This is a genomic window from Pseudomonas sp. N-137 (assembly GCF_034555295.1).
Classification (GTDB): Bacteria; Pseudomonadota; Gammaproteobacteria; order Pseudomonadales; family Pseudomonadaceae; genus Aquipseudomonas; species Aquipseudomonas rhizophila.
Map to the genome: position 1 here is coordinate 36636 of NZ_JAXUDQ010000029.1, position 25945 is coordinate 62580.

The 25945-nt window shown below is 59.4% G+C and carries 16 protein-coding genes; 7 read left to right on the plus strand and 9 right to left on the minus strand.

Annotated elements, in window-relative coordinates; all coding sequences use genetic code 11:
• Positions 1-188: 188 nt before the first annotated feature.
• From T3A99_RS19995 to T3A99_RS20020, 6 genes are all read right to left on the minus strand, one after another.
• Positions 189-10169: a putative Ig domain-containing protein gene (locus T3A99_RS19995; protein ID WP_322834725.1), complete on the minus strand. Its 9981-nt coding sequence runs from the start codon at positions 10167-10169 to the stop codon at positions 189-191.
• Positions 10170-10941: 772 nt separating this feature from the next.
• Positions 10942-11328, minus strand: a complete 387-nt coding sequence (locus T3A99_RS20000) for a hypothetical protein (RefSeq protein WP_322834726.1) — start codon at positions 11326-11328, stop codon at positions 10942-10944.
• Between the two features lie 12 nt (positions 11329-11340).
• Complete coding sequence (locus tag T3A99_RS20005; RefSeq protein ID WP_322834727.1) at positions 11341-12765, minus strand: HlyD family type I secretion periplasmic adaptor subunit; 1425 nt, start codon at positions 12763-12765, stop codon at positions 11341-11343.
• Positions 12766-12770: 5 nt separating this feature from the next.
• A complete protein-coding gene (locus tag T3A99_RS20010; protein WP_322834728.1) occupies positions 12771-14912 on the minus strand; it encodes a type I secretion system permease/ATPase in 2142 nt (713 codons plus the stop codon).
• 170 nt (positions 14913-15082) lie between these two features.
• Entirely contained in the window at positions 15083-16477 is a 1395-nt protein-coding gene (locus T3A99_RS20015) for a TolC family outer membrane protein (RefSeq protein ID WP_322834770.1), read from the minus strand.
• 174 nt (positions 16478-16651) lie between these two features.
• The gene (locus T3A99_RS20020; protein ID WP_274091049.1) at positions 16652-17572 is read right to left on the minus strand and encodes a LysR family transcriptional regulator; all 921 of its coding nucleotides are present in this window, start codon (positions 17570-17572) and stop codon (positions 16652-16654) included.
• Positions 17573-17702: 130 nt separating this feature from the next.
• Between T3A99_RS20020 and T3A99_RS20025 the strand changes: the two genes are divergently transcribed.
• Positions 17703-18107 carry a RidA family protein gene (locus tag T3A99_RS20025; RefSeq protein WP_076385431.1) on the plus strand — a complete coding sequence of 135 codons (405 nt, stop codon included), beginning with the start codon at positions 17703-17705 and terminating at the stop codon, positions 18105-18107.
• Positions 18108-18268: 161 nt separating this feature from the next.
• On the opposite strand, the gene T3A99_RS20030 is transcribed toward T3A99_RS20025, so the two are convergent.
• From T3A99_RS20030 to T3A99_RS20040, 3 genes are read right to left on the minus strand one after another with little or no spacing between them, the layout of a single operon-like run.
• Positions 18269-18748 (minus strand): VOC family protein, encoded by a 480-nt coding sequence (locus tag T3A99_RS20030; RefSeq protein WP_047227682.1) that lies wholly within the window; start codon positions 18746-18748, stop codon positions 18269-18271.
• 60 nt (positions 18749-18808) lie between these two features.
• Positions 18809-19054: a hypothetical protein gene (locus T3A99_RS20035; RefSeq protein WP_047227683.1), complete on the minus strand. Its 246-nt coding sequence runs from the start codon at positions 19052-19054 to the stop codon at positions 18809-18811.
• Entirely contained in the window at positions 19047-19832 is a 786-nt protein-coding gene (locus T3A99_RS20040) for a VacJ family lipoprotein (protein WP_047227684.1), read from the minus strand. Before T3A99_RS20040 ends, T3A99_RS20035 begins: the two co-directional genes overlap by 8 nt.
• 261 nt (positions 19833-20093) lie before the next feature.
• On the opposite strand from T3A99_RS20040, the gene T3A99_RS20045 reads away from it, so the two are divergent.
• The 6 genes from T3A99_RS20045 to T3A99_RS20070 all read left to right on the plus strand — a co-directional run bounded on the left by T3A99_RS20045 (position 20094) and on the right by T3A99_RS20070 (position 25903).
• Positions 20094-20804, plus strand: coding sequence for a response regulator (locus tag T3A99_RS20045; protein WP_047227685.1), 711 nt, complete (start codon positions 20094-20096; stop codon positions 20802-20804).
• Positions 20801-22147, plus strand: coding sequence for a sensor histidine kinase (locus T3A99_RS20050; RefSeq protein WP_076385437.1), 1347 nt, complete (start codon positions 20801-20803; stop codon positions 22145-22147). Before T3A99_RS20045 ends, T3A99_RS20050 begins: the two co-directional genes overlap by 4 nt.
• A gap of 102 nt (positions 22148-22249) precedes the next feature.
• Positions 22250-22771: a glutathione-regulated potassium-efflux system oxidoreductase KefF gene (kefF, locus tag T3A99_RS20055; RefSeq protein ID WP_047227687.1), complete on the plus strand. Its 522-nt coding sequence runs from the start codon at positions 22250-22252 to the stop codon at positions 22769-22771.
• 1 nt (position 22772) lies between these two features.
• Positions 22773-24599 carry a glutathione-regulated potassium-efflux system protein KefC gene (gene kefC, locus T3A99_RS20060; protein ID WP_160892913.1) on the plus strand — a complete coding sequence of 609 codons (1827 nt, stop codon included), beginning with the start codon at positions 22773-22775 and terminating at the stop codon, positions 24597-24599.
• Positions 24600-24636: 37 nt separating this feature from the next.
• A complete protein-coding gene (locus T3A99_RS20065; RefSeq protein ID WP_047227689.1) occupies positions 24637-25017 on the plus strand; it encodes a RidA family protein in 381 nt (126 codons plus the stop codon).
• A 331-nt stretch (positions 25018-25348) separates the two neighbouring features.
• On the plus strand, positions 25349-25903 hold the full coding sequence (locus tag T3A99_RS20070) for a thioesterase family protein (protein ID WP_322834729.1): 555 nt from the start codon (positions 25349-25351) through the stop codon (positions 25901-25903).
• The last annotated feature ends 42 nt before the right edge of the window (positions 25904-25945 follow it).

The following is a 25945-nucleotide window of genomic DNA, read 5'->3' on the forward strand; positions in this document are numbered from 1 at the left end:
ACAACCGTTTAATAGGCCGTCGAGAACCCGCGAGCGACCGTTATCAGTAGAGATCAGCGTAGCGGCTAATCACGTTGAAAAAAGGTCGTATTAATCAGAAAACGCCCTGACGGGCGTTTTTGTCTAGCATCAGGGTAACCGTACCACCAATGTGACTGCCGCGCCTTGAGGCGCGGCAGCTTGGAGCACTATTGCCAGTTGCTGGCAATCACAGCGTTCAACGAGGCCTGGTAGTTCTGCGGCAATGAAGTCTCGCCCGGTGCCGGTGGCGCGAAAGCGGCCATGGCGCCTACCAGTTGATCGACCTGGTTTTCCAACAGGACTTTGCCATCGGCGGTACGGAACTGCTCGATGTGCTGGGCTTTCTCCCAACTGCCCGGCCCCCAGAAAGACCAACTGGAGATCGTGACTTTATCGGCGGTGCCAATGACGCTCACCTCCAAGTCGGAGCCTTTCTTGCTGAACCAGAGTTGATCGGCGGAAATACCGGCACCGAACTGCAACACATCGGTATTGGCGTCCGTGTCGAAATCGTCGATATCATCCTGGCCACCACCACGCTCGAATTGATAAAGATCATTCCCGCGATCACCATTCAACTGATCATTGCCAGTCCCACCCACCAGGGTGTCGGCGCCGATGTCGCCGTACAGCCGATCATCACCGGCCCCACCCAGCAAGGTGTCGGAGCCTTCGCCACCGCTCAGTTCATCGGCCCCGTTGCCACCTGACAGCGTGTCGTTACCGCCCAACCCGTAAAGTTTGTCATCACCGTCAAGACCACTTAACGAGTCAGCCAGTGCATCCTCGCCGAACAGTGCATCGCTACCTGAAGTTGCCGTGCCCTTGGTCATGTTCTTGATGGTGTTGGCATTCCAGAGGGTTCCGTCGTCGAACTGGATCTGCTCGATCCGATACGCGCTGTTGGAGAACCAGCTGGAAGCGGTCAGCTTGTCGGTGGTTCCTGCAATGCCCAAAAAGAGGTTGCTGGTGTCTCGACTGAGCTGGATATCGGAAGGTTTGAGGCCTGCCCCTACCTTGATCGTATCCAGGTTACCCACCGAAGAATCATAGTCACTTATCGAATCCTGCCCGACCCCGCGGTAGAACAGATAGGTATCGTTACCGGCATCCCCATAAAGCGAGTCGTTGCCGGCGCCACCATCGAGCGTGTCCATGCCCGCGCCACCAAACAGTTTGTCGTTGCCGGAGCCGCCATTGAGTGTGTCATTGCCCGACAGTCCGTAGAGCGAATCATCCCCGCCCAGCCCATTGATGAGGTCGGCGCTGGCGTCGTCGCCTTGCAGGACATCATTGCCCTCACTCGCCACGCCCTTGGACAGGGTCATCAGGGTGGCGGCGTCCCAGAGCGTGCCATCGGCGAACTGAACCTGCTCGACCTGCGAGTCCGTGGAAAGGAACCACTCGTTGACGGTCAGTTTGTCGGTGGTACCGAGGATCGTCAGTTCCAGATTGTAGCCCACGCGTGCAACCTTGATGTCGCCTGGGCCGATTCCTTGGGCCAACTTGATCACGTCAAGGTTACCCCTGGTCCAGTCGCGATCGGAAATCACGTCCTGGCCACCACCACGCTGGAAGAGATAGGTGTCATTGTCCGAGCCTCCGTGCAGCAAGTCGTTGCCCGCTCCACCGTCCAGCGTATCCTGCCCCATCCCACCGTCAAGCGTGTCCTGGCCCGCTCCGCCGTTGAGCACATCGTTGCCGGCCAGGCCAGACAACTTGTCATCACCGTCAAGCCCGTCCAACCGATCATTGGCTTCGTCGCCGATCAGCGTATCGGCGCCATTGGTGGCGACCTCTACCGACAGGCGCTTGAGATCGTTGACGGACCAGACGGTACCGTCTACGAATTCGACGCGCTCAACCTGATAGTTGGCGTCGGTGTAGCTGTAGATGCTCATCCGGTCAGTGGTGTTCTTGATGGCGAGGTAAACATCGCTCCCCTCACGCTTGACGATGACATCGCCGGGATTGATGTCGGCGGCGACCTTGATCGTATCGCTGTTTCCGGCGGTCGAATCGAACTCGCTGATCGTGTCCTGGCCCATGCCCCTGTAGAACAGATAAGTATCGTTGCCTGCGCCCCCCGACAATCGATCGTTTCCGATGCCGCCATCGAGGCGGTCATTGCCGTTATCGCCGTTCAGATAATCGTTACCCGCACCACCATTGAGGATGTCATTGCCATCACCCCCTCCCAGCGAGTCGTTACCGGCGCCTCCTTCCAGCCTGTCGTCACCTGCCTCACCGTAGACCTTGTCGTCACCCTCCAGACCATCGAGGACATCGGCCCCGGTGTCACCGAACAAGGTATCGGCACCGCTGCTGGCGACGCCTTTGGTCATTTGCTTGAGGGCATCGATTCCCCAGACCGTTCCATCGGCAAACTCGACGCGCTCCACGATGTAGTTCGAACTATTGAAGAAGGTGATCGACAATTTATCGGTCGTGCCTTTGATCGCCAGCGTGAGGTAAGTCTGGTCCCGGGTGACGATCACATCGGCCGGAGCAATATCGGCCGCGACCTGGATGGTGTCGACGTTGCCGACCGTCCAGTCAAAATCGGTGACGCTGTCCTGGCCCATGCCTCGGTAGAACCGATAGGTGTCATTACCAGAATCGCCTCGCAGATTGTCATTACCGGCGCCACCGTCCAAGGTATCGTTGCCGTCCCCACCGTAAAGCCAGTCGGCGCCATCACCGCCGTTCAGCACATCGTTACCCTCTCGACCGTAAATCGAGTCGTTACCGCCCAGCCCGTTGATGACGTTGCCCAAGGCATCGCCGTTGAGGCTATCGGCACCCGCGGTTCCGTTGGTGACGGCTTGGGCATTGACCACGATATCGAACACATCACTTGCCACGGCAGCAGACAGGTCGACTGCTGAAACCTTGACCGAAACGGTTCCAGTCTGCGTGGGCGTGCCGCTGAAGGTTCTAGTGGCCGCATCGAATACCAGCCACGCAGGTAGCGCCGAACCGTTGGCCAACGTCGCCTTGTAGTTCAGCCGATCCCCGGCATCGATATCGGCGAACGCATTGGCGGGCAACACGTAGCTGAGCGCCTGGCCGCTCTGGATGCTCAGGTCGGCGACCGCATTGACGAGCTGCGGAGCATCGTTGGCGTTGGCAACGGTCAGGTTGAAAATGTCCGACGTGGTGGCGCCGGCCTTGTCGGTGGCCGTCACCTTGATCGCTTGCAACCCTACATCGTTATTGGTCGGCACACCCGAGAACGTCCGGGTGAGCGCGTCGAAGGTCAACCAGCTCGGCAGCGCACCGCCACTGGCAGTGGTCGCAACCAGGCTCAGGGCATCACCCGCATCGATGTCGCTGAAACTGCTTGCCGCCACAGTGAAGCTGAACCGGGCGTCTTCGCTCGCCACCTGATCCGCCAGGCCGAGATTGACGGTTGGCGCGTTGTTGACGTTCTGCACATCGATTTCGAACGTATCGGAAACCGTTGCGCCTGCCTTGTCGGTCGCTTGGACACGAATGGCCAGTTTGCCAACGTTCGCATTGCCCGGCGTACCGCTGAATGTCCGGCTCGCGGCGTCATAAGACAACCAGCCGGGAAGCGCCTGGCCGTCGGCCGATTGCGCGGTGATGCTCAGCGTATCCGCCACATCCACATCGGCGAAGGTGCTTGCCGGCAACGCGAACGTCAAAGGCGCCCCTTCGACAACGGACTGATCGGCAATGGCCTTGACCAGGACCGGTGCATCGTTGGTATTGCTGACCTGGAGTTCAAAGCTATCGCTGACAGACAACCCCGCCTTATCGGTTGCGGTGACCCGGATCGACAAATCACCCACCGCATCGTTATTCGGCGTACCGCTGAAAGTGCGAGTCTGGGCATCGAAACGCAACCAGGCGGGCAATGGCTTGCCGTCGGCCAGGGTTGCGCTCAGTTGGAGAGCGTCGCCCGTATCCGCATCGACGAAGGCATTGGCCGCGAGCGTCAGGACGAAAGCACTGTCCTCGGCGACCTTCTGGTCTACAATCGCTGTCGATACCGTCGGCGCCCGATTGGCCTGGGTCGACAGCGTCGCGGTGTTCCAGACCGTCCCGTTGGCGAACTCGATGCGCTCGACGCTATGACCGCGAGCGGCCGTCCAGCCGGAGATGATTTGCTGGCCGTCATTCAGGCGCAGCACCATGCCCCTGGCCGAATGGTCGACAGCGACATCGCTTTCCTTGATACCCGCTTCGAACACGATGGTGTCAATACCGCCAGCCGCGTCCAGGTCTTCACTGATGTGATCCTGACCGTGGCCGACGCCGAATACATAGCGGTCGTCCCCCCTGCCACCTTGCAGGAAGTCATCGCCCGCAGCCCCATACAAGCGGTTATTGCGTTCGTTGCCGATCAGTTCGTTGCCCAGCTCATTACCGCTGGCATTCAAGGCCGGACCGGACAAGGTCAATGCCTCGACATTGGCCGTCAAAGTGTAGTCGAGGGTGGAAATCACCTTGTCATTGCCACCGTTGAGGTCCTCCACGACGGCGTCACCGGCGTTATCCACGAAGTAGGTGTCGTTCCCCAGGCCACCGATCATCCGGTCTGCGCCTTGGGCACCGTCGAGACGGTTATCGGCAACGTTGCCACGCAGGACATTGTTGGCCGCGTTGCCCGTGGCATTGATCGCCGCGCTACCCGTCAGGCTCAGGTTTTCCAGGTGGCTGGCCAGCGTAAAGGAGACCGAGGAATTGACGGTATCGGTGCCCGCGCCTTCGGATTCGACGATCCGGTCGGAACCGTCATCCACCCCATAGGTATCGTCGCCCAGGCCGCCGATCATCACGTCGGAGCCGCCTGCGCCATCGAGGATGTTGTTTGCACTATTGCCAACCAAACGGTTGGAGAGCTCATTACCGGTCCCATTGATGGCGGCACTGCCCAGCAACTGCAAAGACTCCACCTCACTGGCCAGGACGTGGCTGACACTGGACTTGACCACATCATAGCCACCGCCTACGACCTCCTTGATGACATCCCCCGCGTTATCGACGAGGTAGGTATCGTCCCCCATCCGTCCTTCAAGGACATCGGCGCCAGCGCCACCGTCGAGCGTGTTACCTCCGGCATCGCCGACCAACAGATCATTCGCGCCGGTACCGCTCAGTAGCACCTTGGGCTGTGTGACCGCTTGGCCGAAAATGAAATTGGCCGCGGAGAGCTGGCCGGCCGTCACGCCTTTAAGCGTGAGGTACTGAGTACCGCTGGCCATCGTGCCCAGCCAGACCCTGAGATACTGCTCGCCATCGACCGTCACGGTACTGAAGTTCAATTCAGCAAAGCTGTGCACCGCACGGATTTGCGAAAGGTCGATTTTCTCGTTGGGATTGGCCACTTCGAAGTCATCGATCAGGTTGCCCATGAGCCCATGCGAGGCGCTGCCCAGCAGGTCTTCGACCAGCACAAAACGATCATTACCGGCACCGCCCGCGACGGAGGCGCCGGTGTGCGTCGCGGCACCACTCAGGTTGATGTTTGGTGACAGCACGGTGGTGAAGGCATGGTCCTCGATGGCCTGGTCACCTTCGAGGTAGAGGACATCGTTGCCGGCGTCACCGCCCAGGTAATCCAGCCCGACATCGCCACGCAATACATCATCGCCAGCGCCGCCACGGATGACATCGTAGCCTTCGCCTCCGCTGATAACGTCATTGCCGCCCACGGTCGAGGCCGTCGAGGACTCGCCAACCAATACATCGTCACCCTGGCCACCCATGATCGTATCGGCACCGGTGCCGCCGAATACGCGCTCGCCACCATCGTGGGTCCAATACAGGAAGCCACCGGTCACGTCCGGCAAATTGCGCTCGGTATTGGCGCCGCTGAGCCCGAAACCGTAGCCAGAAGCCTGCTCCAACCGACTCAGGCGCACACCTTCCGGGATGTGAACGAAGTTCTTTAGCGTCAGGCCTTCGGACTGAACGTTCTTGAGTAGCAGGACTTGCCCATCCGCCAGGCTCAACCGAGTATCGGCGCCTTGCTGGGTAATGGTCGCCGCCGTATAGACCTCGTCATCAAAGCCGGACAGAACGATTCGATCGGTACCGATCACAAAATCAGTGACGGTGTCGACGTCGCCCGCGGCCTTGTCGATCACGAAATAATCCGTGTCGGCGCCGCCGGTCAAGGTGTCGTTACCCTTGCCGCCGATGAGCGTATCGACGCCGGCACCCCCCGACAACACATCGTCACCACGACCACCGGAGAGATGGTTGTCCGCCGCGTTACCGATCAGCGTGTCGGCGAATTCACCCCCGATCAGGTGCTCGATCTGCGCGGCGTTGGTGATCGCCAAACGAGCGCCGGCCAGAGTGGCCTCGCCTTTGGACAAATCGATCACACTGGCACTGGAGATCGCCGCCGCGTTGATCGTGTCCTGGCCACCGTTGGTGTCGTCAAGCGCATTGCGCCCGCCCGAAGCGGCCAGTTGGGCGTACTCGTTGGTGTACACATACTGGTCGTCAATCGTGTCGCCCTTGCCGTAGACGTTCAGGCTCCAACTGTTGAGCGTCCCGGTATCGCCGGTCACGCTGTCGATCACTTGCAGCGTCCAGTTCCCTTGCACCGCTTCGCCACGCAGCAGAGCCGTGCCAAAGACATAGTTCAAGGTGTTCTGACCATCAAAATCGGCATTGCCACGATCAGTCGCCGCGCTGCCCGGGGCTTTGCCCGGACGATTCATCAGGATGGACTCAGTGCCCGACGGCGAGATCAACTTGAGAATCAGGTCCCCTGGCCGCGCATGGCTCAGGTTGACCTTGACCTCGACATGCTCGGCCAAAATGTCGACCGCTCCCATCGTCAGCGAATGGCTGATGCCTGCGCCCTGTCCGTCGGTGATCGCGCGGTTGAGCACGCCGGATTCCAGCGGGTTCGTCAGGCGCAACTCATTACCCAACGTCTGCTGAGTGTTCCAGGTTTCCGCCAAACGCACGGCGGCCCGGGCATCGACTTCACCATAACCGTAGTCGTGGCTAACGTGCATGCCGCCACCGTTCCAGTTCTGACTACCATTGGTCTGCCACGAGGTCGTGGGGTCGTTTACCTTGCGGGCCGAAATGGCCAGGATTTGCTGCACATCGCGATAACCCAGCTCCGGATTGGCTTCCAGCATCAAGGCCACGATGCCGGAGACTATGGGGGCTGCGAAACTGGTGCCTTGGGAAACGCTTGTGTCCCCGCCGAACGTGGACCCGTTGTCGTTCTGTACCAAGCGTGAGGTCGACGTGACGTTCGAGCCTGGCGCGCTGACCAGGATGCTGGCGCCAGGACTGGAGAACGGTTTCCCGCCCAACTGCAACGCCCCCAGGTCGGTGGTGGCGTTGATCGCGCCAACCACGATGCTACTGCGGGTATTGGAGACGTTCGAGTAGTTGGTGTTGCCGCCCTTCTCCCGATCGTTGCCGCCCGCAGTGACGATCACTGTCCCCAACCCGTTGCGGCCTTCGTCGATGGCCTGGTAATAGGCCGTCGGCAATGTCCCCAGCTCGGCGGGGCTGAACTTCAGGTCGAAGTGATTGTTGCTGCCCCAGCTGTGGTTCACCACATCGTATTCATACATGTGGGACATGTTGCTGAAATCGTCTTTATTGACCCAATACCCGGCCACCGTGGCGTCGTAGGCGACACCGACACTGCCCTCGCCATTGCGGGCGGCGACCATCACCCCGGCGACCAGGGTGGCGTGATCGCTGAACTTGCCACCGCTGCCCTCGCCCGCCATCTGCCCCGGCGTGGCATTGGCCAGCCAGTTCTGGTCGATGTTGTCCTTCAGGTCGGCGTGGCGGTAATCGAGGATTTCCTTGGTGGTGCCGAACGGACTGTTGGTCTCGATCTCGGCGATCCTGACGCCTTTGCCGGTGTAGTCCTTCCATACCGGCAGGATATTGGCCTGGGACAGGTACCACTGATCGGTCACCAATGGATCGTCGGGCAGGTCCGATGTTTTAAGATAGACAGCGGCCCGCATCGTCGCGCTTTCGCCGGTGCCCATGTTAATGATCGTGCTGGCCTCGTTGCCTTTGGCATCGGCGACGGTGTACTTGAAGCCCATGATGCCGGTGAAGGTCGCGTCCGGCGTGAACAGCACGTCACCAGCCTGGGTCACGACGGCCGTTCCGCCCACCACATCGAACAAGCCCGTGATGTGCAACGCGTCATGCTGCCAATCGATGTCGTTCTGCAGCAGTTGTTCCTTGCCGATCAGGTGCGCGCTGGTGCGCTCGAACTCGACACCGCTTTTATCCTTGCTCAGGACATCCTTGACCAGCAGTGCACTCTCCATGCCCTCGCTGGTCGCAGTCGGGATCTCGACCAGCTTCAGGTTCTTGAAGTTGGCTTTCTCGACGTTCTGCAGGAAGTCGGTACCATCGCGGCCCGCCACGGTATCGCTGATCCAGACGCCTTCGGCGGTCCGGGTAATGCGGTAATCGCTGAAATCGCCGGACAACTCAATGACGTCCACACCGTCACCGCCACTGATCGTATCGTCACCCTCGCCGCCGATCAGAACATCGTCGCCAGCGCCGCCACTCAGGTTATCGTCCTCCAGACCGCCATCGATCAGATCGTTGCCTTCCCCGCCCATGACCTGGTCTCGCCCGCGGTGACCGCGCAGGACATCATTACCGGCACCGCCGTTGATGAAGTCATCGCCATCCTCGCCGGATAAGGCATCGTTGGCCGATCCACCTACCAGGACATCATCACCGTCACCACCGCGCATATAGACCGTGCTGTGCCCCCCGGCGATAAAAACATCATTACCCCGGCCGCCCTGTGCGATCTCGATTTCAGCCTCGGTCAGATTGAGGGTGACACCTCGGTCGCCAATCACCTGAACAATATCGGTACCGGCACCGCCGTGGATATTGACCGCCAGATCATCGGCATCGATCAACAGCACGTCGTCCCCGGCTCCCGCCTGGAAGCTGTCACTGCCTTGCCCGCCGGCCAACCAGTTACTGCCGGCATCGCCAAGCAGGACGTCACGACCCACGCCACCACTGGCATTGCTGACACCTTTTTGCGCGACATCAATGGTTTCCCCGGATGTAGAGGAAGAGGCATAGGCGCTGACCGGGGCTACTTCGCCCCCGCCCTGAGTCGAAACGATCGTGCCATTACCACTGGCGCTGAATGTATGACCGTTGGGGTTGGCCAGGAAATTGGCCGCAATCGCTTCCTTACTGATACCGTTTTGCACGAACGTGCCACGGGCCAACACTTCGTTGCCATCGCGGACTTCGCCGTTTTGCACGGTGTTGGCAAGATTGATGCTGGTAATGCCAAGCTCGCTCAAGGTGCGAACTTCGCTGGCCTCCCCGGCATCGACGGCATTGTTGCCGTTGCTATCTGCCCAGCTTTTACCGTCGTGATTGGCGTCGACCCACACCTTCACGCTGGACCAGGCGTCATCACGATTATCGAACAGGTTGTCGCCATTGCTATCGAGGCTTTTCAGCGCGGCAAAACCATTGGCAAAAGGCTTTTCTCCGGTGTTTGCGCCGGTGCCAACTGCCCCGCCGAAGTACTCGGAAAGGGTTTCACTGATGTTGTCAATCTTGCCATTGTTGTTGCGATCGACAACAACGATTCCGTCCTGCGCACTGACCCAGCCGGTTTCCTCCAGGCTGCCACCATCATTATCGACGTCGAAGAGCACCGGGTTGCTTAGATAATCAGTTAACCGAACGCCGTCACCATTGAGATCGAGCACCAGCGGGTCAGTCGGAAGCGTCAGGCGTGCCTGGGCATTACCGGAGTTGAGCCATGCACCTGCCTGTCCTGAGTTACTGCCGAATGAAATCCCGTTGCTGGCACCGCGCAGGCTGAAGTCGAACACTTCCTTGACCGTGTTCACGTTACCCGGCCGGTAACCGTCGGCGAGAATTTGCGTCGCCGCAGCAGCAAAGGTGTTGTTGACCCAACTGCCCTGCATCTGATTGACGTTCAGTTTGTTTGGATCATAGGTGATCGCCCAACCACCACCATTGCGGACCAATCCATCTGCCACTTGCGCGGCGCTTTGATCGTGGTCTGTTGCGCCTTTTTCTACAACCGCGCCAGCATTATTGATGTTGAGCTGAAAGAAGTTATCGCTGACCGCCGGGATGGAAACAACGCCCACATATTTTTTAATTTGCTCGGCATTCTCAAGATAGACTTCCCCACCACTGACACCGCCACCTGGCTTGGGCGCATATAGAGCACCCGGGGATTCTGCAGCAAACTTATCCGCTCGTTCGGTCGCCCATTCCTTCCCGTTGTTGTAATAGGTGATCAGAACGGCATCTTGGGTGTCTTGGTCATAGGTACTCCATGCTGATGATGCCCTGGTTGAATAAAACTGCTGCGCCTCTTGCAGCATCAGTGCCGCAAACTTTAGGCTTAAAACATTATTCTCATCAGAAAGATCGCCAACCAACGCTTTATAATCCTGATTGTAGCCTTTTATTCCCAACGGATCCGCCACAGGATTGCTGTTGTTATAGTTATTTAAAAGCTCAATAGCCGTCATAATTTTGATATTGCCGGGCCCTACATCATTCAGCGCCGGATTATTCCACTTGATTATACCTTTATCGAATTTATTAGCATTGACAACATCTTTAAGCAATTGCGCATCAGCAGCCACTTTCTCATAGTTTGCCTTGATCTCTTCATGGCTATAACTATTAACCCTGGCCTTTTGGACGACCTCTTCAATACCGAGAGATTCATACTCTTCGCCAATGGCACCTAGAATCCCTTGGGCCGTGACGTCCGGGGCGCCAAGCGCCCTGGCTATTTCCTTGGCCTTTTCAGCCTGTTGCTTTATATAGTCTAGTGTCGATGTGCTAAATGTCATCTTACAGTTCCTTCTGGCATATTAGTTTAGATAGATCTCAATCGAGGATCTGTTACGAAGATCCATATCCAAAAGCATAAATCGACGCCAAGAACAGGCCGTGACACGTTACAGACCCAATGGAAACCCATAATGCCGCTTTTTTCAAAATATCGGTTTTAATCAGCACTCCTACCAAGGCCAGCCCTCCTCCTAGCCAACCGAGCTGCGCAAGCGCTAACGCCTCGATAAGAAGCATTGCAGGACCCCACTTGTCGCCCCCACTGGCATAAAGCCAAACGACATAGCAAAAAAAAGTAAGCGGAACGCTACAGCACCATACAAATAGTAAGCCAGCGTTCGCTGGCCTAAACTTTACAGCCACCCAACCAGCCAGCAGCAACCCAAGATAAACTATGCCGCCATCTAACCCGCTGAATAACACCTTTAACTCATCCATTAACACCCCCTACTATCTTTCCCGCAAACTCTCACCCGCATACTGCTGCAACGGACTCAGGAAATAATCAATCACCTTCCGACGATCCGTCTTCACTTCCACCGTCACCGACATCCCGGGGGACAACGGCACTTTTTTCCCGTGCACCAGAATGGAGTCTTGCAACAAACGAATGCGGCTGCTGTAGATCAAGCCACGCTTCTCGTCTTCGATCGCATCGTTGGAAACACTGACTATTTCACCCTCGACCGTGCCGAATTTGGTAAAGGTAAAGGTTTCGACTTTCACCGTGGCAGGCTGGCCCTGGCGGACAAAACCAACGTCCTTGTTTTCCAGCATGGCCTCGACTTCCATCGGCTGGTCATTGGGCACGACCACCATCAGCGGCTGGGCCGCCGTCACCACACCGCCCACGGTATGAATTGCCAGTTGCTGTACCGTGCCATCCACCGGCGCGGTCAGGCTCATCAGGTGGTCGCGTTGTTCGGCCTTTTTCAGTTCTTGTGCCAGTGCCGCCGCTTTCTGTTCCGATTGCTGCTGCAAATCGAGCATTGCCCGGCGGGTCTGGGCGAGGATGCCCTGGCGACGGCGCTCGGCTTCCTTGCGACTAGCATTGAGTTCGATCACGCGCGCTTGCTGCACAGCCATGTCCCGCTCCTGGTCCAGCAGGGCCTGTTGTTTTTCCAGGTAGGCGTGTCGAGGCACGTATTGCTGATCGAGCAGCTCACGATAGTCTTGGGCCAAGCGACGGGTGATCGGCAGCGTCCGTTGCAGCGAGGCAACCATCGCCTTGGCCGATTGGATTTCCGCCGAGCGCTGCTCGACTTCCGCATCGACCTGGTCCAAGGAGCTGCGCAGTTCCAGGTATTGCCCCTGGAGCCAACGTTGTGCGGCCATCACTTGTGGCGGATCGGCCTGAAGCAGGTAAGTGGCAAGGGAGCCGGGTTCCTTGCCACTTTGAATCGCTTCAAGCAACGCCGTGGCCCTGGCGCTGTCGACCTCGGCCGCCAGCAAGTCACTCTTGAAGCGATTGACGTCAGCGCTGGTCGCACTGGCGTCCAACTCCACCAGGACATCCCCGGCCTTGACCCATTGCCCATCGTAGACCCGGATGGCTTTCACCACCGCCACTTCGCTCGGTTGGATGGTCTTGCTCTTGCCGCTTGCCACGACCTTGCCGCGCGCCGTGGCGACCACTTCGATTTCACCGACGCAGGCCCACAAAAGCGCCAGCGCGGCGAAGCCCATGATGGTCCATTGGATGTAACGTGGCGCCGGGTGAGCAGGTTGGTCCTGCAAGGCGAGCGCGGCCGGCAGGAACTGGACTTCGTGGGCAAGCCGATTCGGTGTGTCCAACTGTTTGCGGTGGCGCCATGCCTGGCGCCAGGCAGTCCGATAGCGTCGCAACAACGCACGTGTTGCTGAGGGTTCGCTCATGGCAACTATCCTTGTTGCAAACGGTGCAAGCGAGAATAGTGTCCCGCTTGATGGGCCAGGAGCTCGTGGTGAGTTCCCTGTTCGACGATCTGTCCGCGATCCATGACGACAATCCGGTTGGCATCGCGCACCGCCGAAAGCCGGTGGGCGATGATGATCACGGTTCGCCCCTTGCAGATGGCCTGCATGTTCTGCTGGATGATCCGCTCCGACTCGTAGTCCAGCGCACTGGTTGCCTCATCGAAAATCAGGATTCGCGGGTTGCCGATCAAGGCTCGGGCGATCGCCACGCGCTGACGTTGCCCGCCAGACAACGAAGCGCCGTGCTCACCGACCACCGTGTCGTAGCCCTCGGGCAACTCAAGAATGAATTCATGGGCCCCGGCCATTTTTGCCGCTTGCATGACCGCGTCCAGAGGCGCGCCAGGATCGGTCAATGCGATGTTCTCGCGGATGCTGCGGGCGAACAGCATGTTGTCCTGCAACACCACGCCGATTTGCCGGCGCAACGAAGAAACATCGGCCAACGCCAGGTCCATGCCATCGACCAGGACACGGCCGCGCTCCGGGACAAAGAGACGCTGCAGCAGGCGGGTCAGTGTGCTTTTGCCGGAACCGGAGCGTCCGACGATGCCGATCACCTCTCCAGCGCCTATTTCCAGGCTAACGCTGCGCAGCACCTCGGAACCATCGGGGCGATAACGAAAATGCACCTGGTCGAATTCGATCCGCCCCTTCAACGCGGGCAATGCACTGCGGGTCGCCTGGGACATCTCGGTCCGAGTATTGAGAATATCCCCCAGGCGTTGGACCGAAACGCCGGTCTGCTGGAAATTGGTCCACAGTTGAGCCAGGCGCATGATCGGTTGCGCGACTCGGCCTGCGAGCATGTTGAAGGCAATCAATTGGCCCACCGACAGTTGCCCGTCAATCACCAGCCGGGCGCCGAGCCACAGTGTCGCGACAGTGACCAATTTGCCTATCAGGGACACACTTTCATTGGCGATCGTGGACAAGGTCTGGGTCTTGAAACCCGCACTGACGTAGGCCGCCAGCTGGTTGTCCCATTTGCGGGTGATCTGGGGTTCGACCGCCATGGATTTCAACGTGTCGATGCCGTTGACCGTCTCCACCAGAAAGGCCTGGTTCTCGGCGCCACGGGCGAAGCTTTCGTTCAAGCGGGCGCGGAGCACGGGCGTAATCAACAAGGAAACCACAACGTACAACGGCAGTGACAGCAGCACTATCAGCGTCAACCAGCCACTGTAGAAAAACATCACGGCGATGAACACCACCGAAAACAGGACATCCAGCACCAAGGTAATGGTGTTGCCGGTGAGAAAGCTGCGAATGTTTTCGAGCTCACGAACCCGAGCGACGGAGTCGCCGACCCGTCGTGCCTGGAAATACGAGAGAGGGAGCGTCACCAGGTGCCGGAATAACCTGGAGCCCAATTCAACATCGATGCGACTGGCCGTGTGGGCGAACACATAGCTGCGCAGCCCGCTCAAGACTGTCTCGAACAACATGATGCCCAGTAGACCAATGGCGATCACATCCAGCGTGGTGAGCCCGTGGTGCACCAGCACTTTGTCCATGACCACCTGGAAGAAAAGCGGGGTCAATAACGAGAATATTTGCAGGACGAAAGAAACCAGCAGTACTTCACCCAATAGCTTTCGATATTTGACGATGGCCGGGATAAACCAGGTGAAATCGAACTTGGACAGCTCCCCTGCCAACGACGACTGGGACCGTATGAGAATCAACTCGCCGCCCCAGCGTGCCTGAAGCTGTTCGGCACTGATCATCTCGGGGCGCTGGGATCGGGGGTCATGAATCAGGATTTTTTCCTGGTCCATACGGGCAATGATGAAAAATCCACCGTCACTGGCGCAGGCAATCGCAGGCAAGGGCGTTTGCCCGAGCCGTTCGAACGTGGTGCGGATGGCCTTGGCCTTGAGGTCAAGCTGACGCGTGGCCAGCAGAATTTCGGCTTTGCCGAACAACTGCCCTTCAGCCACGTATTCGTGGGTAAGCTGTTCCGTAGAAACGGCAACGTTGTGAAAACGCGCCAACATGGCCAGACAGGCCAGCCCTGTATCCAGCGCCGCCGACGGCCCTGGAGAAGTACCTTGTTCTTGCATAAACGCTTCCATGCGGAAAATTCATTAGCGAGCCCCAATAACTTCCTTGGGTGGGGCACGGTGTTCCGCTTGGCGCCAAGGCCCGAGGCAAGAACGATATCAAAACAACATTATTCGATTTTCCGGCCTCTGTCGACCAGGAACCGACTTCTAACACCCGTGCCAGGGCCTTACATCAGCTCCGGGGGCAGAAAATCACGCTGCGGCTGGTAGTCTGCCTTCAGGTATTGGGCAAGCTGTTGCAGGTCGTTGGCAGTCAGCGTGCCGGCGGCCTGTTTCAAGCGCAGATTATTGAGAATGTAGTCGTAACGTGCGTCGTTATAGTCACGCACCGACTTGAAGAGTTGACGTTGGGCATTGAGCACGTCGACGGTGTTGCGGGTCCCGACATCCGCGCCGACCTTGGACGCTTTCAAGGATCTCTGGCTCGACAGGATCGTCTGCCGTCTGGCTTTTATCTGCTGGATGTCGGAGTTGACGGCGCGGAAATAGTTACGGGTATTGAGGACCACTTCCCGGCGCTGACTTTCCCTCAACTCCTCGCTTTGTGTAAGTCGCTGGTAAGCCTCCTGAGTCTGAGAACTGACTCGTCCCCCGCTATAGAGCGGGAGGGTCACTTCCAGGGCGACACTGCTTTGAGAAACGTTTTTGCGATATCCGTCCCGCCCAAAATCAGTCGGATTGCTGTAGCCAAAGCTGTCGTTATCACCCTTGCGATAGGAAGCCACAACGTCGAGCGTCGGTGCGTGTCCGGATTGGCGCTGACTTAAACGCTCTTCGGCTGCCTCTACGGCGTAGTTGCTCGCCAATAGCATTAAATTCTGTTGGACAGCGCCCTCTACCCACGATTTTGTATCATCTGGAATCGGCGCCAACACCGGCAGCTGGTGTTGCATGCCCTCAATGCTTGCATATTCTTTATTGGTCAAATGCACCAGTTGCTCGAAAGCATCATCAACCTTGCGTTGCGCAAGTTGGCGGTTGGCTTGAGCATTATCGTAGGCAGACTGAGCGTCCAAGACATCCGTAATGCTTGACAATCCGCCTTTGAGACGCGCTTGCGCCTGATCCATTTGCTGCTTGAGCGCCGTCTCCTCGGATTCCGATGCCGCCAACTCATCAGTGGCACGCAGCGTTTCAAAATAGGCTTCGGCAGTTTTCAAGATAAGCGCTTGCTCTTTTGCCGACAGCTCCAGCGCCGCTTGTACAGTGCTGACTTTAGCGGCCTTGAACTCATACCAGAATGCAGCATTGACCAAGGGTTGTTTCAAGTTGGCCTGGATCGTGTTGCCACTGCGCGCACGTGCAAGTTCCGGCTCATCGCGCGTGAGACGCGTAGCATCAAACGTCGCGCTGGTGCTGATAACAGGTAAAAGGTTGGCGCGTGCTTGCGGCACCAGTTCCTGTTGCGCCGCGTAATCCGCACGGGCCGCAGCCAGATCAGAGTTATGTGAGACCGCTTGGCGATAGACCGCCATCAACTCGGCCCGCTCAGCTGTGGGCGAGGAAAAAACGAACGAAGGGAACAGACAGGCGAACAACAGAACACGTTGAGCGCAACTCATGAGCAAATCCTTTTGATGGAGCGAAAGCAGCGAGAATTCAGCTGCCTCCCCGATGAGGGCGCCGAAACTAAGGGAGTTGGTGATAGAGGTCAAGCGCCCAAGGTCGATGCAGCGCATTCACCAACGACATGCTGACGAAGTCGTACTCTTCTGGATACTTGGGATTCGAACCGATCAAACACGAGCTATAACAGGCGCATGCTGCGCCATCAACTCCACCACCCATTCAATGAACACCCGCAACTTGGCGCTGATGTGTCGGTTAGGAGGATAGGCCACGTAGAGCGGCATCGGGTCGAGGCGCCAGTCTTCGAACAAGGGCACCAATTCACCGCGCGCCTGATGGGATCTGGACATGTACTCGGGTAGCCAGAGCACACCCAACCCCGCCAGACCGGCCGCGAGGTAGGCGTTGCCATCATCGACGGCCAGTGCGTAGCGTCCTTTGATGTGCAGATGCTCGCCGTGGTTGTGCATGGCGTAAGGGAGCGGTTTGCCGGTGCGCGCCCAGAGGAAGCCGACGATGCGATGCTGGGAATCTTCCAGTTCTCGCGGATGCGCAGGCGTGCCCACGCGCTGCAGATAGCTCGGTGCGGCAAACACGCCAAGGGCCAGGTCGCCGACGCGCCGGGCGATCAGCGACTGGTCCGTCAGCTCGCCGCCGCGCACTACGCAATCGACGTTTTCATCGAGCATATCGACGATGCGGTCGCTTGCGCCCATGTCGATCTGGATGTCCGGGTATCGCGCGTAAAATTGCGGCAATGCCGGCATCAGGATCATGGTCGCCAACGGGCTTGGCACGTCCACTCGCAATCGCCCTCTGGGCAGTGCCTGAGCGCCGGACAGGCTGGTCTCGGCATCGTCCATGTCGGCCAGCAGGCGAATCACCCGCTCGTAATAAGCGGCGCCGTCAGCGGTGACGTTGACCTTGCGCGTGGTGCGGTTGAGTAACTTGACGCGCAGCCGGGCCTCCAGTTGCTGCACCAGTTGGGTCACGGTGGTTTTGCTCATGTGCAGTGTTTCGGCGGCTTTGGTGAAGCTGCCCGCCTCCACCACTCGAACGAATGCCTGCATCGCGTCGAAACGATCCATTAATGCCCCGGTGTCCGTCAGATTGTTTGGATTTTACAAACAGTGATCGCCAAGGTTGCTCGTTTATCGTCCGCGCACAAGCCCCTAGAGTGTTTTCAACATTGAATCCGACCCTTTGATGGAGGCACCCATGACACAGCGCGATGTAGTTTTCCCCGCCGGACGCCAGGCACTTTATGAGCGTAATCGCTATTCGCCGGCGATTCGTTCCAATGGCTTTTTATTCGTATCGGGGCAAGTCGGCAGCACCGAAGACGGCTCGCCAGAGCCTGAACTGGAGGACCAGGTTCGGCGGGCGTTCAACAACCTGAAGGCGATTCTCGCCGCCGCCGATTGCACCTTTGATGATGTGGTTGACGTCACCGTGTTCATCGTCGACCCCAAATCGACATTCGAAACGATCTGGAAAGTGGTGCCCGAATTCTGGGGCAGCGCACCGCACCCGACGCTCACGGCGGTGGGGGTGACCTGGTTGTATGGTTTTCAGTTCGAGATCAAGGTGATTGCCAGGTTGCCTGAAACCGCCCAGGGGTGAGCTGACTGGCGGTGGGTCAGGTTGCGGCTGTTGAATGTCCCGCCGTCTTCGCGAGCAGGCTCGCTCCCACAGGGGATTGTGTTGACCCACCCATCGAGACCGACACAGATCCAATGTGGGAGCGAGCCTGCTCGCGATAGCGGACTGTCAGCCTGCGCCGCTCAACCTTTCAACGCTGCTTCGATGGCCGCGATGTCGATCTTTGTCATCTCCATCATGGCTTCGAACGCGCGCTTGGCGGCTGCCTGATCGGGATTGGCTATCGCGGCGGTCAGCACGCGCGGGGTGATCTGCCAGGACAGGCCCCACTTGTCCTTGCACCAGCCGCAGGCACTGGCCTGGCCGCCATTGCCGATAATCGCATCCCACAAGCGGTCCGTTTCGGCCTGGTCATCAGTCGCGACCTGGAACGAAAAAGCCTCGGTATGCTGGAACGCCGGGCCTCCGTTCAGCCCCAGGCAGGGAATGCCCATTACCGTGAACTCGACCGTCAGCACATCGCCCTGCTTGCCCATCGGGTAGTCACCGGGGGCGTGATGAACAGCCTGCACCGCACTGTCCGGGAACGTCGCGGCGTAGAACTGCGCAGCCTCCAGCGCAGCACCGTCGTACCAGAGACAAATCGTGTTTTTGTTATTCATCCGATCTCTCCGAGAGATAACTGGACGGTAAAGTCTAGCAGTCTCTGCGTCGGCGCAAGGCTAGCGGACCAGTGGACTCATCCGCTCCCCATGACTGACCATCCAGCGAATCATGCTCGCCAGAGGCACCCGGTAATTCTGGATGTCGCACGCGCCAACCTGGTCATGGCTGTACAACTCCAGGTAACGGCTGAGCAGTAAATGTCGGCCATCCTCCGTCAACTGCAACTCGATCTCCCGGCAATGCAGAATGCCTTGCTCAAGGTTTTTCACTCGCCGGTGCAGAACCAATACAGGGTTACTCATCCACGGTCTCTCCCTCCGGGCAGGCGTCGTCCCCCGCCACCGCGCCCAACTTGCCCTGGGCGACAAAATCGGCGCGCCGCTGCGCTACCGCGTCACGAAGCGCCACGTAGTAATCCGGCCTGGCCCGCAACTTGTCCGTCAACGGGAGCGCCTCGGCACGACCATCAACAACCCCGCCTACGGTATTGATCGTGCCCAACGTATCGACCGTATCGCTGTTGCTGCCGAACGGATCGACCGCAGAACTCAGCAGTTTGCCGGTTGCGTCGCGCAGGCTGGACGTTCCCAGCAACGGCAGTTCGACGATCGGCCCGGGAGCGATGTTCCAGACGCCGAACGTCTGGCCGAAATCGGCCTTGTGGCGCTCAATACCCAGTTTGCCCGACACATCGATCAGCCCGACGATGCCTGCGGTGGTGTTGATGACGAAGCGACCCAGGGTGTTGACCGAGCGTTGAGCGTTGCCTTGCAGCAGATCGTTGATGAAGACCTTGGGCTCACCGAAGTTCGCCACGAAGTTATGCACCCCCGTCTGAACCACATCTGGAAGCTTGAGATAACCACGGGCAACCGGGGCCAGCGCATAGTCATCGACAGTCCGGTTGAAAGCGAAGATGCCCCGGTTGACGGGCTCTGCCGGATCATCGACGGTGTAGCTCGCACGTTCACAACTGCCAGGGGTTGCAGCGGGCGTGCTGGTGCAGCCGCTGGCGAATGCCACGAGTCCTACGACAACAGTGCAACGAACAAACAGCGGAGCGGGCTTGGTGATCGGCATACAAGGCTATCTCGGCGAGGAATTGGGGCGATACCGGTCAGTTTGGGAAGACACCGCCGTACACAGCTCTGGTGGCGAGGGTTGTGTTGGGTTGGCCGTCGTTTAACTGACTGACATCGGGTGATCCTGCCCCTGATTCTTTGCCTGAAGATTTCCACAACATTGCCCGTCGGCAACTTTATTACCGAGTTGAAATATATGACGCAGGCCCCGGATTGACTCTAGTATCCCCTTCTGTATTCATTGCCCTGCGTGCCCACTGTGAGCCATCTATTACTGGTGGACGACGACCTCGAAGTCCTCGCCCTCTTGCGCAAATTCCTCGAGCAACATGGCTATAGCGTCGAAGTGGCCGCCGACGGTGCCGCCCTGTGGCAGGCGGTGGCGCGTCGCTTGCCGGACCTGATCATCCTCGACGTCATGTTGCCGGGAGACAGTGGACTGGTGCTCTGCCAGCGACTGCGGGCCGAACATACGGTCGGCATCATCATGCTCACGGCCATGGGTGAGCTGAGTGATCGCGTCGTCGGTCTTGAGCTGGGGGCGGATGATTACCTGACCAAGCCGTTCGATGCGCGCGAGCTGCTGGCCCGGGTGCGCGCCGTGCTCAGGCGCACCGGCGAAGCCAGGGGCACATTGAACAACAACTCGCGCCTGATTCTGGAATTCGAAAATTGGCAGCTGGACGTCACCCGCCGCGAGTTGCGCTCACCGGACAAAGTCATGATCCCGTTGTCCACCGGCGAGTTTGAGTTGCTGCTGGTCTTTGCCGAACACCCGCGCCGGGTCCTCACTCGCCAGCAACTGCTGGACCTGGCCCGCGGCGAAACGTATGACGCCTTCGATCGCAGCATCGACGTCCAGGTCAGCCGGCTGCGCCGCAAGCTGGAGAGCGATATCACTGGCCCATCGATGATCCGCACCATTCGCAACAGCGGCTACCTTTTCAGCCCCCATGTGGTGAAGCGATGAAGCCCCGGCACTCAGCTTTCCATCGGCCACGCGATACGGTAGCCCGCTGGATTGCCCTGACCACCATGCTCGCCATGCTGACTTTACTGGCCCTGAACGAGCTGTTCGGCCTGTTGGCTGGGACCTGGGCACGCCCTCCCCTGATGGAAACCGGCCTGATGGAGAAAGCCGCCGCCATCACTCGTATCATCGACTCGGTGGCGCCCGGACAACGGCCCGATATCGCCAGGGCAGCCAGCGACCAGGCGTTCACCGCACAATGGTTACCCCGCCGTGAAGACGCACGAGTGCCGGTGATCGACGACCCACAGTTCAGTGAGGGGGCGACGTTCCTGCGCAAGCAACTGGGCAGGCCCGAGGCCAGGATAGAGGCCTTCGAACCCGGCGATTGGCCCGCCGATCAGCCAGACAGACGCTACGCGGTCCTCATCCAATTGGCCGACGATTCCTGGGTGGAATTTTCCGTAGCCTCTCGCAGTTGGGGCCTGAAAGAGTGGATGCGCAACCTGATCATTATCGGGCTGATTCTTCTATCGACGTTTATCGTCGCCCTGATTGCTACACGGCATCTGGCGACACCGCTGGAACGCTTTGCCGAAGGCGCCAGGCGCTTTGGCGTGGACTTCAGGGCGCCGCCCATCCCGGTGGTCGGGCCTCACGAAATCCGTCAGGCGATCCTCGCGTTCAATGCCATGCAGGCCCAGCTGCAACACTTCGTCCAGGACCGCACGCAGATGCTCGCAGCCATCTCCCACGACCTGCGCGCCCCCCTGACCCGCATGCGCCTGCGTGGAGAGTTCATCGACGACGCCGAACAGCAATCGAGGCTGTTCAGGGACGTGGATGAAATGCAGGCGATGGTCAATAGTGCGCTGGAATTTTTCCGCGACGAAGCTCGGCTCGAACACGCCACCGCGTTCGACCTGGCCGAACTGCTGCACACGGTCGTCGACGACTTCAAGGATGCCGGCACCGAGGTTTCATTCGAGGGCGCCCCTCGTTTCGTTTACATGGGCCGGCCCATCGGGATCAAGCGAGCCCTGGTCAACCTGATCGACAATGCGAGCAAATATGGCAGCGAGCCGGGCGTTCAGCTCAAGGCGTTCATGGACCGTGTCGAAATTCGCGTCCACGACCGCGGGCCTGGTATCGCCCCGCAGTTCCACGAGCAAGTCTTCGCGCCCTTCTTTCGCATCGAAGGCTCGCGCAACAAGCACACCGGCGGTGTCGGGCTGGGGCTGTCGGCAGCGCGGGCGACGGTGCTGGAGCATGGCGGGACGCTGACCCTCAGGAACCGGCGGGGCGGCGGCCTGGAGGTCAAGGTCTCGCTGCCGCTCAATTGACCCCGGCACCATACGCCGGCAAACAATGTTCTAAACAACACGCGCCTTCCTCGGTAGGATGTCCGACCTTTTGACCAGGACCGGCCTACCGGAATTGCCCTGATGATTCTGATCATTTACGCCCACCCCTACCCTGACCAGTCACGGGTCAACCAGCAAATGCTCCAGCGCGCATCCAGTCATCCGGACGTGGTCATACGGTCCCTCTACGATCTTTATCCGGACTTCGACATCGACGTCGAGGCCGAACAACGCGCCATCGAACAGTGCCAACTGCTCGTCCTCCAACACCCGATGTATTGGTACAGCATGCCGCCGCTGCTGAAATTGTGGATCGATAAAGTGTTCACCCATGGCTGGGCCTATGGCAGAGACGCCACAGCCCTCAAAGACAAGCCCCTGCTGTGGGCCGTCTCCACGGGTGGCAACCACGATCATTTCCAGATCGGCGCCTACCCGGGCTTCCAGGTGCTGGCCCAGCCCCTCCACGCAACGGCCGTCTACTGCCACATGCGCTGGCTGGAGCCGGTCGTGGTACACGGCGCGTATGCCGGCGCGTCCGAAACCCTGGATGCACAAATCGAACACTACAGCGCACGCCTGGCCTCCTGGAAGGAAGATTGATATGGAGACTCACAGCCTGATTGAACTGCTTATCTACCTGGGTTCGGCAGTGTTGATCGTGCCGATTGCCGTCAGGTTGGGCCTGGGCCCGGTGTTGGGTTATCTGCTGGCCGGGTGCGTGATCGGCCCGTGGGGACTCAAGCTCGTTACTGACGTAAAGGCGATTCTGGAATTCGCCGAAATCGGCGTCGTCCTGATGCTGTTCGTCATCGGGCTCGAGCTCGATCCCAAGCGGCTCTGGGCGTTGCGCAGGATGGTGTTCGGTGGCGGTGCCTTGCAGATGCTCGCCTGTGGCGGGGCAATCGCGGTGTTCTGTGCGGCCCTGGGGCTGAATTGGACGGCCGCGCTGCTGGTCGGCCTGACCCTGAGCCTGTCCTCCACGGCCATCGCCATGCAAGCCATGAACGAGCGCAACCTGACGTCGACCGCCGTCGGGCGCAGCAGCTTCGCCGTCCTGCTGTTCCAGGACATCGCGGCCATTCCGCTGGTTGCCATGATTCCGTTGTTGGCGGCCCACGGCGACACGCCGTCCGGCACCGCTCTGGTGCTTTCGATTATCAAGATCGTCGTGGCCATCAGCGTCGTCGTGCTGTTGGGACGCTACGTGACACGCCCGCTGCTGCGCTTCGCCGCGCGCTCGGGTCTACGTGAGATCTTCAGCGCCGTGGCGCTGTTTCTGGTGTTCGGCTTCGGGTTTCTGCTGGAAGAGGCCGGCTTGTCGATGGCCATGGGCGCGTTCCTCGCCGGGGTGCTGCTGGCCAGTTCTGAATACCGCCATGCCCTGGAAAGCGACATCGAACCGTTCAAAGGCTTACTGCTGGGGTTGTTTTTTATCGGTGTCGGCATGTCGATCGATTTCGGCACGCTGATCAATGCACCGCTGAAGGTCATGACCCTGACCCTGGGTTTCATTCTGATCAAATTGCTGGTGATCAAGGCCGTCAGCCGTTTGCTGAACGTCCCTGCCGGCCAACGCTCATGGCAAGCGGTGTTGCTCGGCCAGGGCAGCGAGTTCGCCTTCGTGGTGTTCGGCGCCGCCACGCTGGCCGGCATTCTGACCGACCAGTGGGGCAAGAGCCTGACGCTGGCGGTGGCCCTGTCCATGTGCCTGACGCCTTTGCTGATCCTGCTGCTGGATCGAATAGAGTCCGCCACCAAGAAAGACCGCCAGGAATCCGACCTCGTCGATCAGCAGAACCCACGGGTGATCATCGCCGGGTTCGGCCGCTTCGGACAGATCGCCGGGCGTCTCTTGATGTCCTGCGGCGTCGAGGTGGTGGTGTTGGACCATGACCCCGACAACATCGAGACGCTGCGCAAATTCGGCGTAAAAGTGTTCTACGGCGACGCCACTCGCCTCGATCTGCTCCACGCGGCCGGCGCCGGCCAGGCGGTGGTGCTGATCAATGCGATTGACGACCAGCAGGACAACCTGACGCTGACCCGACTGGCCCAGGAGCACTTCCCCGCGTTGAAACTGATCGTCCGTGCGCGGGACATGGGGCACCTGATCACCCTGCGGCAGATGGGCGTAGAGACCGCCGAGCGGGAAACCTTCGAGAGCGCGCTGGCATTGGGCCGAAATGCGCTGGTGCAGATGGGCGTCGGGGCTTACGAAGCGCGCGAGCGCGCGGATCAGTTCCGTCGTTTGAATCTGCAGATGCTGGAGGAAATCGTCGCCCAGCCGGAAGACGACCTCAAGTTCAGGCACGACGCCTACCAGCGCGCCAACGCGTTGCTCACCGAAATGTTCAACGAAGACCGTGCGCACCCAGTCGACAGTTGGCCTGACCATCATCGAAACGAAACGGATGAGGCGCGCAGTTGATCCGTCCCCTTAACCCTTTCCTGAACAAGAGGCTTTCATGGCAAACCAAGACATCACGTTCATCCCCGACCCGGACGCGGACTCCATCTCTTCCGACGTCGCCGGCTTCGGCGGCCTGCTGGTTTCCACCCAGATCCCCACTCGCCCTGACGGCAGCCTGGAGCTGGGTGACATCACCTTGCAAAGCGAATGCACATTGCAGGCGCTCAAGACAGCCCTGGAAGGCGCCGGCAGCTCCATGGACCGGGTCTTGCACCTGACCATCTACCTCACCGACATGGCCGACCGCGCGGCCTTCAACGAGGTGTATCAGCGTTTCTTCGCCAAACCCTGGCCGGTACGCGCCGCAGTGGGCGTGGCGGCGCTGGCGGTTGAAGGAATGCGAGTGGAAGTGACTGCGATGGCGGCCAAAGGCTGAGGTTACGGCTGTTTTTGATCGTTCCCACGCTCTGCGTGGGAATGCATCCCGTGACGCTCTGCGTCACCTTCCAGAAGCGGAACGCGGAGCGTCCCTGGCGACGTTCCTACGCAGGAGCGTGGGAACGATCGATAATCCAAAGTGCCCTTATGGCGAGGGAGCTTGCTCCCGCTCGGCGGCGCAGCCGTCGCAAACTCAGGTTCTTGATGAGCTCAAACCCGCCGGACCTGTCCCAAATGTGCGATTTCCACGAAAACAGTCATTTGCGCACCTAGCCCAAGCCTCGGCGCCTGTCTAAAGTGCGGCGTTTTCCACCCTCGCGGGCGTATTTATGAATCTCTGGTTCCGACTGTTGCTCATGCTGTTTCGTCGTCCCTGGCGCAAGCCGACCGGCCCCCTGAATACCACCGTGGTGCGCATGCGGGTGTGGCCGTTGGACCTGGACCTCAACCGCCATGTCACCAACGGCCGCTATTTCACCCTGGCCGACGTAGGGCGTATGGATTACGTGCTGCGCAGCGGCGCCTACAAAGTGGCCTTGCGCAACAGGGCAGTGCCGATCGTGGGGGATGTGTGGGGTAAGTTCCGCCGGGAGCTGAAGCTGTTCGAAGCGTTCGAGGTGCACACCCGCCTGCTGGGCTGGGACGAGAAGTGGACCTTCATGGAACACCGCTTCCTGAGCCAGGGGCGCGTGGTGGGCGTGGTGATGATGCGCGGCCTGTTCCGTTCGGCCCAAGGCACGATTGCACCGGGAGAGTTTATTCGCGCACTGGGGTTGGCCGAACACTCACCGGCCATGCCCGAATGGCTCAGCGCCTGGTCGCAAAGCTGCGATGACATGAGCCTTGGGCTTCGGGAGGAGGAAAGTGCTCGTACTGTTGACTAGCAGTGACTGGATCAGATCGATCCGCGCCAGCCGGCACTGCAC

Excerpts from the sequence above, each read along its gene's own strand:
- T3A99_RS20000 (WP_322834726.1), bottom strand. The coding sequence starts at position 11,328 with ATGGATGAGTTAAAGGTGTTATTCAGCGGGTTAGATGGCGGCATAGTT.
- T3A99_RS20005 (WP_322834727.1), bottom strand. The coding sequence starts at position 12,765 with ATGAGCGAACCCTCAGCAACACGTGCGTTGTTGCGACGCTATCGGACT.
- T3A99_RS20010 (WP_322834728.1), bottom strand. The coding sequence starts at position 14,912 with ATGCAAGAACAAGGTACTTCTCCAGGGCCGTCGGCGGCGCTGGATACA.
- T3A99_RS20015 (WP_322834770.1), bottom strand. The coding sequence starts at position 16,477 with ATGAGTTGCGCTCAACGTGTTCTGTTGTTCGCCTGTCTGTTCCCTTCG.
- T3A99_RS20020 (WP_274091049.1), bottom strand. The coding sequence starts at position 17,572 with ATGGATCGTTTCGACGCGATGCAGGCATTCGTTCGAGTGGTGGAGGCG.
- T3A99_RS20025 (WP_076385431.1), top strand. The coding sequence starts at position 17,703 with ATGACACAGCGCGATGTAGTTTTCCCCGCCGGACGCCAGGCACTTTAT.
- T3A99_RS20030 (WP_047227682.1), bottom strand. The coding sequence starts at position 18,748 with ATGAATAACAAAAACACGATTTGTCTCTGGTACGACGGTGCTGCGCTG.
- T3A99_RS20035 (WP_047227683.1), bottom strand. The coding sequence starts at position 19,054 with ATGAGTAACCCTGTATTGGTTCTGCACCGGCGAGTGAAAAACCTTGAG.
- T3A99_RS20040 (WP_047227684.1), bottom strand. The coding sequence starts at position 19,832 with ATGCCGATCACCAAGCCCGCTCCGCTGTTTGTTCGTTGCACTGTTGTC.
- T3A99_RS20050 (WP_076385437.1), top strand. The coding sequence starts at position 20,801 with ATGAAGCCCCGGCACTCAGCTTTCCATCGGCCACGCGATACGGTAGCC.
- kefF (WP_047227687.1), top strand. The coding sequence starts at position 22,250 with ATGATTCTGATCATTTACGCCCACCCCTACCCTGACCAGTCACGGGTC.
- kefC (WP_160892913.1), top strand. The coding sequence starts at position 22,773 with ATGGAGACTCACAGCCTGATTGAACTGCTTATCTACCTGGGTTCGGCA.
- T3A99_RS20065 (WP_047227689.1), top strand. The coding sequence starts at position 24,637 with ATGGCAAACCAAGACATCACGTTCATCCCCGACCCGGACGCGGACTCC.
- T3A99_RS20070 (WP_322834729.1), top strand. The coding sequence starts at position 25,349 with ATGAATCTCTGGTTCCGACTGTTGCTCATGCTGTTTCGTCGTCCCTGG.